The sequence below is a fragment of the Streptomyces piniterrae genome (genome assembly GCF_005048155.1).
In the GTDB taxonomy this organism is placed as follows: domain Bacteria; phylum Actinomycetota; class Actinomycetes; order Streptomycetales; family Streptomycetaceae; genus Streptomyces; species Streptomyces piniterrae.
The window spans coordinates 186,249-198,869 of record NZ_SUMB01000001.1 but is presented as its reverse complement, the minus strand read 5'-3'; the positions used below and the strand labels follow the sequence as shown (position 1 = coordinate 198,869).

The 12,621-nt window shown below is 72.6% G+C and carries 12 protein-coding genes; 9 read left to right on the top strand and 3 right to left on the bottom strand.

Features of this window, described 5'->3' with window-relative positions; genetic code table 11:
- Positions 1-93 precede the first annotated feature (93 nt).
- Entirely contained in the window at positions 94-789 is a 696-nt protein-coding gene (locus FCH28_RS00890; protein ID WP_246102226.1) for a TetR/AcrR family transcriptional regulator, read from the top strand.
- A 19-nt stretch (positions 790-808) separates the two neighbouring features.
- Here FCH28_RS00890 and FCH28_RS39975 read toward each other — a convergent pair whose 3' ends face one another.
- Positions 809-2,044, bottom strand: coding sequence for a DUF6214 family protein (locus tag FCH28_RS39975; protein WP_136737714.1), 1,236 nt, complete (start codon positions 2,042-2,044; stop codon positions 809-811).
- A 136-nt stretch (positions 2,045-2,180) separates the two neighbouring features.
- On the opposite strand from FCH28_RS39975, the gene FCH28_RS00880 reads away from it, so the two are divergent.
- Positions 2,181-3,632 (top strand): FAD-dependent oxidoreductase, encoded by a 1,452-nt coding sequence (locus FCH28_RS00880; protein ID WP_169314012.1) that lies wholly within the window; start codon positions 2,181-2,183, stop codon positions 3,630-3,632.
- 85 nt (positions 3,633-3,717) lie between these two features.
- Here FCH28_RS00880 and FCH28_RS00875 read toward each other — a convergent pair whose 3' ends face one another.
- On the bottom strand, positions 3,718-4,098 hold the full coding sequence (locus tag FCH28_RS00875; RefSeq protein ID WP_136737713.1) for an ArsR/SmtB family transcription factor: 381 nt from the start codon (positions 4,096-4,098) through the stop codon (positions 3,718-3,720).
- A 171-nt stretch (positions 4,099-4,269) separates the two neighbouring features.
- Between FCH28_RS00875 and FCH28_RS00870 the strand changes: the two genes are divergently transcribed.
- The 7 genes from FCH28_RS00870 to FCH28_RS00840 all read left to right on the top strand — a co-directional run bounded on the left by FCH28_RS00870 (position 4,270) and on the right by FCH28_RS00840 (position 11,470).
- Positions 4,270-5,373, top strand: a complete 1,104-nt coding sequence (locus FCH28_RS00870; protein ID WP_136737712.1) for an NADH:flavin oxidoreductase/NADH oxidase — start codon at positions 4,270-4,272, stop codon at positions 5,371-5,373.
- 109 nt (positions 5,374-5,482) lie between these two features.
- Complete coding sequence (locus tag FCH28_RS00865) at positions 5,483-6,568, top strand: WD40/YVTN/BNR-like repeat-containing protein (RefSeq protein ID WP_136737711.1); 1,086 nt, start codon at positions 5,483-5,485, stop codon at positions 6,566-6,568.
- Between the two features lie 274 nt (positions 6,569-6,842).
- A complete protein-coding gene (locus FCH28_RS00860) occupies positions 6,843-7,520 on the top strand; it encodes a uracil-DNA glycosylase (protein ID WP_136737710.1) in 678 nt (225 codons plus the stop codon).
- A 31-nt stretch (positions 7,521-7,551) separates the two neighbouring features.
- Positions 7,552-8,601 (top strand): LURP-one-related family protein, encoded by a 1,050-nt coding sequence (locus FCH28_RS00855; protein WP_136737709.1) that lies wholly within the window; start codon positions 7,552-7,554, stop codon positions 8,599-8,601.
- On the top strand, positions 8,594-9,640 hold the full coding sequence (locus FCH28_RS00850) for an N-acetylglucosamine kinase (RefSeq protein ID WP_136737708.1): 1,047 nt from the start codon (positions 8,594-8,596) through the stop codon (positions 9,638-9,640). Before FCH28_RS00855 ends, FCH28_RS00850 begins: the two co-directional genes overlap by 8 nt.
- A 94-nt stretch (positions 9,641-9,734) precedes the next feature.
- Entirely contained in the window at positions 9,735-10,682 is a 948-nt protein-coding gene (locus tag FCH28_RS00845; protein ID WP_425471854.1) for a sirohydrochlorin chelatase, read from the top strand.
- Positions 10,683-11,092: 410 nt separating this feature from the next.
- Positions 11,093-11,470 carry a nuclear transport factor 2 family protein gene (locus FCH28_RS00840; protein WP_136737706.1) on the top strand — a complete coding sequence of 126 codons (378 nt, stop codon included), beginning with the start codon at positions 11,093-11,095 and terminating at the stop codon, positions 11,468-11,470.
- A gap of 30 nt (positions 11,471-11,500) precedes the next feature.
- On the opposite strand, the gene FCH28_RS00835 is transcribed toward FCH28_RS00840, so the two are convergent.
- Positions 11,501-12,547 carry a lactonase family protein gene (locus FCH28_RS00835; RefSeq protein ID WP_136737705.1) on the bottom strand — a complete coding sequence of 349 codons (1,047 nt, stop codon included), beginning with the start codon at positions 12,545-12,547 and terminating at the stop codon, positions 11,501-11,503.
- Positions 12,548-12,621: the final 74 nt, after the last annotated feature.

Sequence of the window (12,621 nt, the reverse complement as noted above, 5' to 3'; positions counted from 1 at the left end):
CAGTCTGACCGGATTCGCCGCTCACCGCGGGCGGACATCCGGAGCTCTGCTGAGTATATTGGCTCCCAGCCAGTCAACGCAGGAGTTAACAGCATGTCCCCCCGCAGCGCCTCGGTCAATGAAGAATTGCGGCGGCGGTCTCGTGAGCGGCTGCTGCAGGCGACGGTCGAGCTGGTGGGCGAGCGAGGGCTCGAAGCGACGACCCTCGGGGACATCGCCCAGCGCGCCGGGGCGGCCCGCGGGCTGATCTCGTACTACTTCCCCGGCAAGCGGCAGCTGCTGCAATCCGCCGTGCACCGGCTGATGCATCTGACGCTGCAGGCGGCGCTGGAGCGCGAGCCACGGCCGACCGGGCCGGACGCGGGGCGTGAGCTGATGGCGCGTGCCATCGACGCCATCCTCGGACTGGCGCACGACCGCCCCCTGCTGATGCGGACGCATATGGCGGGGATTCTCACGGCCGAGGGCTTCATCCAGTGCCCCGAACAGCAACGACTGGCCCAGTTGCTGCGCGAGACGGTCGTGGCGTACGGATCGACGGACCCGGATGCCGACTACCCCCTGTTGCGGGCGCTGCTGATGGGCTCGGTGGTGCCGATGCTGCTGCCGGGGGCGCAGATGCCGCTGGTCCGACTGCGTGCCGAGTTGTTCCAACGGTACGGGCTGGACTGGGAGTTGGGGGTTCCGCCGGACGAGGAGCCGCCGGATGCGACGCGGGCGCGGGTGGGGCCGCCGGGCCCTAAGCAGCCCGAACAGGCCGAACAGCCCGGACAGGCCGAACAGGCGTGACCTCGGGTTGTTGCGGCGTCTAGCGCTTGTTGTGGCGTGGCGTCAGCAGGCCGTCGTCCCGGGCTCCGGCGATCAGACGCAGTGACCTGCGGCGATTGCGGCCGGTCGCGTTCATGACGGCCAGCACCGGATCACGGCCTTCCCGCTGCGCCTCCCGGTACACGTCCGCGGCGAACTTGCGGCGCTCGCCGGCCCGCGACCGGGTGAGAACGGCGGACGGGGAGGACGCCGAGCCCTCAGGGGAGGGGGCGACGTCTTCCGGGCGGGCTTCGGCGGCCGAGGGGTCGGCGGCGTGCTCGGGGTGACCTGCGGAATTGTGCTCGGGGGAGGGCTCGGGTTCTGGTTCGGAGGGCGGGTCGACGAGCGGGTCGAGGGGCGGGTCGACGAAAGGCGGCTCTACGAGGGTGGCGGGCGAGTCGACGGGCGGCTCGACGAGAGCGGTGGGCGCGCGGCAGAGCAGACCGTCGCCCTTGACGACGGGCCCGTCGGGGGATGGCACTCCCCCGTCGGCCGATGGCTCGGTGGTCCCTTCCTCTTCCCCCGTACGGGCGGCGGCTTCCCTCGTATGGACGGCCGCCGGCTCGTCGTCCGCACCGGTGTCCGCAGGCGCCTCCGTACCCGTGCCGGTGGGCGTCCCCGCACTCGTACCCGAGTCCGCAAACGCCTTCGGATCCGCGGTCCACTCCGCTTCCGGGACGAGGCCGGGCGCGGCCATCGACAGAGGCTCCGACTGCGGCTCCGTCCCCGATACCGGCCCCGATACCGGCCCCGTGTCCAGACCGGCCGCCGCCACCGGGCCCTGTTCCGGCCACGCCGCCGGATCCGCTCCGCCTTCCGCCGCCGGCTCCTGCCCCGGTGACGGCTGGTCCTTCCGTGGCCGGCCGGTGGCCACCCGGCAGGCATCGTCCAACGGGCCCTCGATCCAGCGCGCCAGCGCGGACAGGCCGTCGAGGGTCAGGGGCGGGTCGGCCCGCATGTCCTCGACGGTGATGCGGCCGTCTTCGGAGACCGTCACGAGGACATCGATCCGGGCGCCGTCGTCGAAGGTCAGCCGGGCGCTGAACCACGGCCCCAGGGGGTCGAGCCGCCGCGGCGAGGCTCCGGGACCGAGATTTCCGGCCGAATCGTCGGGGGCGGCGGGCTCGGGGGCAGGCGCGGCGGAGCCATGGCCTCGGAGCTCCCAGACGGGCCAGTCAGGGACCTCACCCGGGGCCTTATATCCGCTGTTGACGGTATAAAACTCACTTTCCGACACGGGAAAAACGTAGCCGCCGGCCCAGCCGCCCCAGGGGCGCGGCACGCTCATCGCACCGGGAGCAACCCCGATAGCTCATCTCCCACGGGACGCCCGCCGGTGCGATCCTGGGGGTACTCCGCGGAAGGGGCCTCCCGTGCTTCGTGTCGCAGTGATCGGTTCCGGACCGAGCGGTGTCTACACCGCCCAGTCCCTGGTCGGACAGCAGGCAGTGCCGGACGTCGAGGTGTACGTCCTGGACCGGCTGCCCTGTCCGTACGGACTGGTGCGCTACGGCGTCGCACCGGACCACGAGAAGATCAAATCGCTGCAGAACAACCTTCGGACGGTGCTGGAGCACCCTCGGGTGCACTTCCTCGGGAATGTGGAGGTGGGGACGCCGGGGCTGGGCGTCCAGGAGCTGTGCGAGATCTTCCACGCGGTGGTGTTCTGCGTGGGTGCCGCCACCGACCGGCATCTCGGTATCGCCGGCGAGGACCTGCCCGGCAGCCATTCGGCGACCTCCTTCGTGGCCTGGTACAGCGCGCATCCGGACGCCATCGCGGCCCGCTTCCCGCTCTCGGGCCGGTCCGCGGTCGTGATCGGCGTGGGCAATGTGGCCGTGGACGTGGCCCGGATCCTGGCCCGTGGCGCGGCGGAGCTCGCCGGCACCGACATGCCTCAGGGGGCGCTGGGCGCACTCGCGGACAGCCGCGTCGAGGACATCTGGATGGTGGGCAGGCGCGGCCCCTCGCAAGCCAAGTTCACCACCAAGGAGCTGCGGGAACTGGGGTCCCTTCCGGGTGCGGAGGTGCTCGTACGTCCCGAGGAGCTGGCGCTGGATCCGGCGTACCGCGACCCCGCCGAGCTGCCGGCCGTCGGGCGGCGAAACGTTCAGGTGCTGCGTGACTGGGCCGAGCGGGCGGGTGACGAGGTGGCGATCGCGGCGGGGTCGTCGCCGACGACGGGACCACAGACACCAGCACCAGCATCGGGACCGGCACCGGGACCGGAGCCAGCATCGGCATCGGCGCAGCGTAAGCGCCGGATTCATCTGCGGTTCTTCCTGCGGCCGGTCGAGATGATCGGGGACCCCGACAGCGGCGTACGCGCGGTCCGGTTCGAGCGGACGGCCCCGGACGGGCGCGGCGGGGTCGTGGGGACCGGCGAATACGAGGACATCGAAGCGCAGTTGGTGCTGCGCTCGGTCGGCTACCGGGGGACACCGCAGCCGGGGCTGCCGTTCGACGACGCGACCGGGACGGTGCCGCACCGGGCGGGGCGGGTGCTCCGGGACGGGGAGCCCTGCCTCGGCGTCTATGTGGCGGGCTGGATCAAGCGCGGCCCCACCGGGGTGATCGGCACCAACCGGCCCTGCGCCAAGGAGACCGCGACGTCACTCCTGGAGGACGCCGCGGCGCTGGCGGAGCGCGAGATCGCCGACGACCCGGTGGACGCGCTGCGGCGGGCGGGCCAGCAGCCGGTCCCCTGGACGGGCTGGCAGGGCATCGAGGTCGCGGAGGCGGCGTGGGGGCGCCAGTTGGGGCGCGGGACGGTCAAACTGCCGGACTGGGAGGCCCTGTTGGAGGCGGCTCGCTCGGCGGGGTGAGCCGGCGTGGCCACGCAGACCCCTCGGTCGGGCGCCCGCCCGGACCTCTCGGCCGGGCGACCCGGCGCCCGAAGGCCCGTCGACGTCAGGCGTCTCCCTCGTCGGCGAGGCGGCGGGACTGGAGGTCGGCCGCCCGGAGCACGTCGTCGACCAGGCCGGGGAAGAGCGCGTCCAGGTCGGCCCGGCGCAGCCCGTTCATCTTGGCCGTGCCCCGGTAGATCTGCTGGATGACGCCGTGCTCGCGCAGCACCCGGAAGTGGTGGGTGCAGGTCGACTTGCTCACCGGCAGTTCGATGTCCGCGCAGTTCAGCTCGCCCTCGGCGGCGGCCAGCGCGCAGACGATCCGCAGCCGCATCGGGTCGGCGAGCGCGTGCAGGACATCGGCGAGCCTGATGTCCTCGCGGGCCGGATGCTCCAGCGACCGGGCGCCGGACGGGGCACCCGTGGGCGTCGTATCGGTCGGCATGACGGCTCCTGACGTGCGGCTCGGTTGATGCTCCCCGGGGCGCCCAGGCGCGCCGACGGCAAGCGCCATTGTACGAGAAGCATCGTAGTTTGACATCCACCGTACTACGACGCCTATCGTATGACCGCGGGTTCATCCGGAGCCCGTTCCTCTCAGGTACAGGAGCCTGCCGTGAGCGCACTGTTCGAGCCCATCACCCTCCGCTCGCTGACCATTCCGAACCGGCTCTGGATGGCACCCATGTGCCAGTACTCCGCGGCTCCCGAGGGGCCGGCCGAGGGCGCGCCCGGCGACTGGCACTTCCAGCATCTGGCCGCGCGGGCGGCGGGCGGGACGGGGCTCATCCTCACGGAGGCGACCGCCGTGAGCCCCGAAGGGCGCATCAGCCCCTTCGATCTCGGGCTGTGGAACGACACCCAGACCGAGGCGTTCCGCCGGATCACCGGCTTCCTCAAGTCCCAGGGTTCGGTGCCCGGCATCCAGATCGCGCACGCCGGGCGGAAGGCGTCCACCGAGCGGACCTGGGTGAACCGGGGCGGCACGCTGCTGCCGGGCGAGGGGTACGGGTGGACGCCGGTCGGCCCGAGCCCGGTGCCGTTCGGCGAGCGGTCCGCGACACCTGAAGAGCTGTCCACGACGCAGATCGGCGAACTCGTCGAGAAGTTCGCGGAGACCGCCCGCCGGGCGCTGGCGGCCGGTTTCGAGGTGGCCGAGATCCACGGTGCGCACGGCTATCTGATCAACGAGTTCCTCTCCCCCTTCACGAACCGGCGCACCGACGAGTACGGCGGCTCGTACGAGAACCGGACCCGGTTCCCGCTGGAGGTGGTGGCCGCCGTACGGGAGGTGTGGCCCGACGACCTGCCGGTCTTCTTCCGGATCTCGGCGACGGACTGGCTGAGCGAGAACGCGGACGACGGGCGCGAGGGCTGGACGGCCGACGACACGGTGCGGTTCGCCCACGACCTGCGGGCGCATGGCATAGATCTGCTGGACACCTCCACGGGCGGCAACGCACCCGACGCGAAGATCGAAGCCGCGCCCGGTTTCCAGGTGCCGTTCGCCGAGCGGGTCAAGAAGGAGACCGGGCTGCCGGTGGGCGCCGTCGGGCTGATCACCGAGGCACGGCACGCCGAGAAGATCGTCGCGGACGGCCAGGCCGACGCGGTGCTGCTCGGCCGGGAGCTGCTGCGGTCGCCCAGCTTCGCCCAGCACGCGGCCCGCGAGCTCGGCGCCGACGTCCATGTGCCGTCGCAGTACCACCGGGCGATCTGACCCACACGCCCTTCTGACCTGCGCGGATACCGTTCCGGAACGCCGTTGTCAGTGGTCGGGTGCAGACTGGCCACTATCTGAGACAACGGCGTCCCGGAGGTGTTCCGGCATGACTGACGTACTACTCGCGGTGGGCACTCGCAAAGGGCTCTTCATCGGCCGAAGGCGGCATGGTGAGTGGGAACTGAGCGGCCCCCATTTCCCCGCGCAGGCGGTGTACTCCCTCGGGATCGACACCCGCCGTGCGACGCCCCGGCTGCTGGCCGGGGCGGACAGCTCCCACTGGGGTCCTTCGGTCTTCCACTCCGACGACCTCGGCGAGACCTGGCATGAGCCGGCCCGCCCCGCCGTCAAGTACCCGGAGTACACCGGGACTTCGCTGGAGCGGGTGTGGCAGCTGCATCCGGCGGGCCCGGCCGCCCCGGATGTGGTGTACGCGGGCACCGAGCCGGGCGGACTGTTCCGGTCCGAGGACAACGGGGAGACGTTCGAGCTGGTGCGCCCGCTCTGGGACCACCCGACCAGGGAGCAGTGGGCACCGGGCGGCGGCGGGCTGGCCGTCCACACGGTGATCACCGACCCGCGCGACGCCGACGCGGTGACCGTCGCGGTCTCGGCGGCCGGGGTCTACCGGACCCTCGACGGCGGGGCCAGCTGGGCACCGTCGAACACCGGCGTGAAGGCGGTGTTCCTGCCGGACCAGAACCCCGAGTTCGGCCAGTGCGTCCACAAGATCGCGCAGGACCCGGTGGACCGCGACCGGCTGTATCTGCAGAACCACTGGGGCGTCTACCGCAGCGACGACGCGGGCGCCCGGTGGACGGACATCGGCAACGGACTGCCCTCGGACTTCGGCTTCGCCGCGGCCGCCCACCCGAGAAGAGCGGATGTCGCCTACGTCTTCCCGATCACCGCCGATATCGACCGGGTGCCCGCCGAGCACCGCTGCCGGGTCTACCGCACCGCCGACGCGGGCGGGACCTGGGAGGCGCTGAGCGACGGACTCCCCGAAGAGGACCACTACGGCACGGTGCTCCGGGACGCGCTGTGCGTCGACGACGCCGATCCCGCGGGGGTGTATTTCGGCAACCGAAACGGCGAGCTGTACGCCAGCGCGGACGACGGCGACAGCTGGCGCCAGGTCGCCTCCCACCTGCCGGATGTGCTGTGCGTACGGGCGGCGGCCGTGGGGTGAGGGGCGAGCGGAGCGAGCGGCGAGGCGGTCGGCACAGACCGGCCAACGAACCGAATCCTGGCGGCAGTTGAGGGATCCGTGCCGGACGCGGAGGGACGCCGGACGCGGGACGGGGAAGGGAGGCGCGGCGGGGCACGCGGAGGTGCGGACCGGATGACAGCCGATTGAGGATCACATGGGGAGGCCGGACACGAGATCGGACGGCGGCCGAAGAGGGAAAGGAACCCCAGGCCATCGATTAAGGGGATGGGCGTTCGGCCAGTAGGGTGATCGCGTGGCTGCACGACCTCTCCAAGACATCGTCGAACCCGGCTGGGCCAAGGCACTTGAGCCCGTCGCCGGACGGATCGCCGCGATGGGCGACTTCCTGCGGGCGGAGATCGCCGCGGGACGTACGTACCTGCCGGCCGGCAACAACGTTCTGCGCGCGTTCCAACAGCCCTTCGACGACGTGCGGGTGCTCATCGTCGGACAGGACCCCTACCCCACACCGGGGCATGCGGTCGGGCTGAGCTTCTCCGTGGCGCCGGATGTGCGCCCGCTGCCCGGGAGCCTGGAGAACATCTTCCGGGAGATGCACTCCGACCTCGGGCTGCCCCGGCCGTCCAACGGCGACCTCACCCCGTGGACCCGGCAGGGTGTACTGCTGCTGAACAGGGCGCTGACGACGGCGCCCCGCAAGCCGGCGGCGCACCGCGGCAAGGGCTGGGAGGAGGTCACCGAGCAGGCCATCCGCGCGCTGGCAGCTCGTGACCGTCCGCTGGTGGCGGTGCTGTGGGGGCGCGACGCGCGCAATCTGCGGCCGCTCCTCGGCAATCTGCCGGTCGTCGAGTCGGCGCACCCCTCCCCCATGTCCGCCGACCGGGGCTTCTTCGGCTCGCGTCCCTTCAGCCGGGTGAATGACCTGCTGGTGCGGCAGGGGGCGCAGCCCGTGGACTGGAAGCTGCCCTGATACCGGGTGATAGGGGCGATAGTGTGCCCGCATGACCCAGGCGAACATTCCTGCGGGCTGGTACGCCGACCCGCAGGGCACTCCCCACCAACTCCGTTGGTGGGACGGCTCCCAGTGGACGCAGAACACCCACCCGGGCCGGCAGCAGGCGCCGGCACAGAGCCAGGCGCCCCAGCTGACCAAAGAGCAGCCGGAACAGCCGGAACAGCCGGCGCCGCAACAGCAGGCCCCGCAGCACAACGCGCCGCAGCAGCCGACCCCGCAGTCGCACGCGTCGCAGCAGGTCTCCCAGCAGCACACGCCCCAGCAGCAGGCCGCCCCGTTCCAGCAGCAGAGCCCGCACCACCAGCCGATGCAGCAGCCGTACCCGCAGCAGCAGGTGCCGGGCCGGCACCTGCCAGGGCAGCCGGTCGGTAACCCGGCAGGCATCCAGCAGCAGGTGCAACAGCAGGCCGGCGTCGCACCCACAGGCCCCGGCGGCGGCACGCTCTTCACCGAGCCGGTCCTGGTGGTGAACCAGAAGGCCAAGCTCATCGAGGTCACCAACGAGTACACGGTCTTCGACCAGCACGGAAACACCCTCGGCTCGGTGGTGCAGGTCGGTCAGAGCACCGCCAAGAAGGTGCTGCGGGTGGTCTCCAGCCTGGACCAGTACATGACCCACAAGCTGGAGATCCGGGACGCACACGGCCGGCCGCAGCTGGTGCTGACCCGCCCGGCGAAGATCATCAAGTCCAAGGTGCTGGTGGAGCGTCCGGACGGCCGGCCGGTCGGCGAGATCGTGCAGCAGAACGCCATCGGGAAGATCAACTTCTCGATGGTGGTCAACGGCCAGAAGATCGGCGCCATCAAGGCGGAGAACTGGCGCGCCTGGAACTTCGCGATCGTGGACCACACCGACGCCGAGGTCGCCCGGATCACCAAGACCTGGGAGGGGCTGGCCAAGACGATGTTCACCACCGCCGACAACTACGTACTGCAGATCCATCGCCAGCTGCCCGACCCGCTGCTGAGCCTGGTGGTCGCCACGGCGCTGACCGTCGACACCGCCCTCAAGCAGGACGCCCGCGGCCTTGGGTGAGCCGTCGGCCACTTCAGCGGAACGCCCCGCCGTCGACGCCCCGGTAGAGCGCGAGCGCTACGTCCTCGGTGTCGACTCCGGCGGATCCGGCCTGCGGATCGCCGTCGCCCGCGCAGACGCCCCCCAGGCCGGGCCGTCGGCCACCCACGCCTCCGACGAGCCGGTACGCACCGGCCCTGCCGGTATCGACGCGGCGCACCTGCTGTCCCAACTCCTGCCCGCCGCCGAGGAGTTGCGACGGCAGACCGGCGCGGCGGGGTTCGCCGCCTGCTGTGTGGGGGCCGCCGGGATGGGCAGCCTGGGCGACGATCTGCGGGCCCGGCTGCCCGCCGCACTGGCCACCGCTTTCGGGGTCCGGCACCTCGCCCTCGCGGCCGACGCCGTCACCGCGTACGCCGGCGCCCTGGGGCAGTCGCCCGGTGCCGTCGTCGCCGCGGGCACCGGCATGATCGCCCTGGGCACGGACCTGACCGCCACGGGCGGCTGGCGGCGCGCCGACGGCTGGGGGCATCTGCTGGGCGACTGCGGCAGCGGCGCCTGGATCGGCCGGGCCGGGCTGGAGGCCGCGATGCGCGCGTACGACGGGCGGCCGGGTGGCTCGGACACCCTGCTGGCCCGCGCGGAAGCGGTGTTCGGGCCGGTCGCCGGGCTGCCCGGCGCGCTGTATCCACGGCCCGACCGGCCCGCCGTACTGGCCTCGTTCGCCCCGGAGCTCGCCGCCTGCGCGCCCGAGGACCCGGTCGCCGCGGGCATCCTGCGCGACGCCGCGCGACATATCGCCGACGCCGCGGCCGCGGTCTGCCCGCCGGGGTCCCGCAACGCGGTTGCCTGCACCGGCGGCCTGTTCCGTATGGGCGAGCCGCTGCTCGTCCCGCTGCGCGAGGCGCTCGCCGAACGGCTGCCGGAAGCGCACCTGACGGAGGCTGCGGGGAGCCCCCTGGACGGAGCCCTGACCATCGCCGCGGCGCTCGCAGGAAACCGCCTGGTTTTGCCCGCCGATCCGAAGTTGTTGCAGATCACACGGCCTGTCCGGGGTTAGCCGGGCGTGACGCGCGGGATAAATCGGGACGGATACCTCTCGACTGCGCCCTCCCTCGGCACCGGAGTGGTCAAAGGCATTAGCATGCGGCGCCATGAGTTCCCCCACTGGGCCCGCACCTGGCTCGCCCGATTTCGACGCCGCACCCTCGAGCCCTGGCGCCGCACCCGGCCTGCCTGTACGTATGCCGCGCCGGCAGTCCGGCCGCCACCGCAAGCCGGAGCCGATCGCCGCACCCGAGGGCGCACCCGCCCTGGTGCTCGCCGTGCCCGGCGCCCCCACCTCCGCCTCGCGCAGCCTGGCTGAGGAGGTCTCCAGCATCGCCCGGTCCGAGCTGCCCGGCCTCGACGCCCGTATCGGCTATGTCGACGGGGGCGACGACGAGTTCCCGTCGCTGGAGGCCGTGCTGGCGCACGCCGCCGCCGAGCAGAAGGCCCGCGAGGCCGCTCTCGGCCAGGGCGAGCAGCCCGGTCCCGCCGCGGTCGTGGTGCCGCTGCTGGCCGGTCCGGACAGCGCGCTGCTGCGCCGGATACGCCAGGCGATCATGAACAGCGGTTCCGGTGCCGAGCTGACCGAGGTCCTCGGCCCGCACCCGCTGCTCGCCGAGGCACTGCACGTCCGGCTGTCCGAGGCCGGTCTGGCGCGCGCCGACCGGGCGCGGCTGTTCACCGTCGCCACGGCCGCGGACGGCATCGTCCTCGCCACCGTGGGCGGCGAGGAGGCCGTGCAGGCCGCCGGGATCACCGGCATGCTGCTCTCGGCGCGGCTGGCGGTGCCGGTGCTGGCCGCCGCGCTGGACGAGGAGGGCGCGATCTCCCGTACCGCGGAGCAGCTGCGCGCGTCCGGTTCGCAGCAGCTGGCGCTGGCCCCGTACCTGATCGGCCCGGAGATCGCCGACGGCCTGCTGGGGGCGGCCGCGGCGGAGGCGGGCTGCGCGTCGGCCGAGGCGCTCGGCGCGTACGGCGCGGTGGGCCGGCTGGTGCTGTCGAACTACGCGGCGAAGGTGGGGATCACCCTCCAGCAGGGCGCGCCGGTGCGCTAGGACACGCCGCCGGGAATGGCTGCCGGCAGACCTCCGAAGGGCCGTCCCGCACAGACCGTGCGGGACGGCCCTTCGCGCTGTCCGGGCCGCCTCGGCCGGCCGCGTATCGCCTGATCGGCGCAGATGCCCGTCTGACGCCCTGACGCGAGGGCGGACGCGCTGCGGGCGCCCGGCCCGCCACGCGCCCGCGAGCGGCCCCGTCAGAGGCCCTGCCGTATGTCTCCTCCTGTCGGCCGGCAGGCCGGGCGGCCTCGACCGGTCTACGTTCGTGCCGAGACCAGGTGCCGGCCGCGGGCTCCCCCTCCGGTGAGGGGACCGCACACGGACGGCACACGGACCGCAAGCCGACCGCATACGGGCCGCGTCCCGACCGCATACGGGCCGCACGGACCGCCTATGGGAGGAGCTCCATGCCGGGTTCCCAGTCCAGTTCCGACTCCAGTTCCCCGTCGACCACGGACATCGTCCGGGCCGCGTTCGCGAGCTATCTCGCACAGGACCGCGTGGCCATGGACCAGCTGCTCGCGGAGGATTTCGTCTTCACGAGTCCGCAGGACGACCACATCGGCAAGGCCGCGTTCTTCGAGCGCTGCTTCCCCACCGCGGACCGGCTCCGCTCCCAGGAGATCCTCGACGCCGTGCCCGCCGACGACGGCCAGGTCTTCGTCCGGTACGAGTACGAGCTGAAGACCGGCGCACGGCATCGCAACGTCGAGGTGATGACCGTGCGGGACGGCCGGATCAGCGAGACCCAGGTGTACTTCGGCGGGCGGTTCCGGCAGGGCTGAGGGCGCCGCGGCCACGGTCTGCCGCACACCTCAGGCGAACACCACGCAGGAGGCGGCCGGCGCCTCGATGGAGCCGGTCCGCGCCGGGATGCCGGTCTGCGGGTCGACGGCGAACCATGTCACGTCGCCGGAGCGTTCGTTGGCCGCGTAGAGGTGCCGGCCACCGGGATGGAGTGCCAGGTCACGGGGCCAGTGGCCGCCGCAGGGCACGGTCGTGACGAGGGTCGCGGTGTCACCGGGACCGTCGAGGCACAGTACGGAGATGCTGTCGTGGCCACGGTTGGCGGCCCAGGCGAAGCGGCCGTCCGGGGAGATGACGAGTGCGGAGGGGAAGGTGCCGGCGGATGGGACTTCGTCGGGGAGCAGGCGGGTCTCCCCCAGTGGCGTGAGCGTGGCCTGGGCGGCGTCCCAGCGGCAGACGGTGACCGTCGGGTCGAGTTCGTTGATGACGTAGGCGCGGTCGCCACGCGGATGGAAGGCGAGATGGCGGGGTCCGCTGCCGGGCCGCAGCCGAACCTCGTCGCGTACGGTCAGCGACCCGCCGGCCGGGTCGAGGGCGCAGACCCGCACCGAATCCGTGCCGAGATCGACACTGAGCAGGCTCCGGCCGCCGGGGTCGGGCAGCACGGCGTGCGCGTGCGGGCCCTCCTGACGGTCGGTCCGCGGGCCGCTGCCCTGGTGCGGGAGCACGGTGGCGGGGCCGCGGAGCGTGCCGTCGGCCCGTACGGGGAGCGTACTGACGCTGCCGGAGCTGTAGTTGGCGGTGACGAGGTGGCCGGCGGTCAGTGCGAGGTGGGTGGGGTCGGCGCCGCCCACGGGCACCGCGGGGGCGAGCAGTTGGGGCCCGTCCGGTGTGAGGGCGAAGCCGGCGGCGGCGCCGTTGGCCGTCTCGCTCACCGCGTACAGGTAACGGCCGTCCGGGCTCGTGACCAGGTAGGAGGGGTTGGGAACGGCGTCGGTGGAGCCGAGGACGGTGAGCGCCCCGGTCTCCCGGTCGACTCCGGCGGCGGTGATGCCGAGGCCGCCGGCCGTGGTGAACGATCCGATGTACGCGCGCCGGTTGTCCGTCGTCCCCATTCGTCCGCCCTTCGTCCGCCTGCCCGTTGAGGCCCCACGGCTGCCCGTCGCCCCTTTGGAGATTCTCCGGCCGA

Bases quoted from the DNA above. Each gene is read 5' to 3' on its own strand.
- FCH28_RS00855 (WP_136737709.1), top strand. From the start codon at position 7,552: ATGACCCAGGCGAACATTCCTGCGGGCTGGTACGCCGACCCGCAGGGC.
- FCH28_RS00865 (WP_136737711.1), top strand. From the start codon at position 5,483: ATGACTGACGTACTACTCGCGGTGGGCACTCGCAAAGGGCTCTTCATC.
- FCH28_RS00835 (WP_136737705.1), bottom strand. From the start codon at position 12,547: ATGGGGACGACGGACAACCGGCGCGCGTACATCGGATCGTTCACCACG.
- FCH28_RS00890 (WP_246102226.1), top strand. From the start codon at position 94: ATGTCCCCCCGCAGCGCCTCGGTCAATGAAGAATTGCGGCGGCGGTCT.
- FCH28_RS00840 (WP_136737706.1), top strand. From the start codon at position 11,093: ATGCCGGGTTCCCAGTCCAGTTCCGACTCCAGTTCCCCGTCGACCACG.
- FCH28_RS00875 (WP_136737713.1), bottom strand. From the start codon at position 4,098: ATGCCGACCGATACGACGCCCACGGGTGCCCCGTCCGGCGCCCGGTCG.
- FCH28_RS00845 (WP_425471854.1), top strand. From the start codon at position 9,735: ATGAGTTCCCCCACTGGGCCCGCACCTGGCTCGCCCGATTTCGACGCC.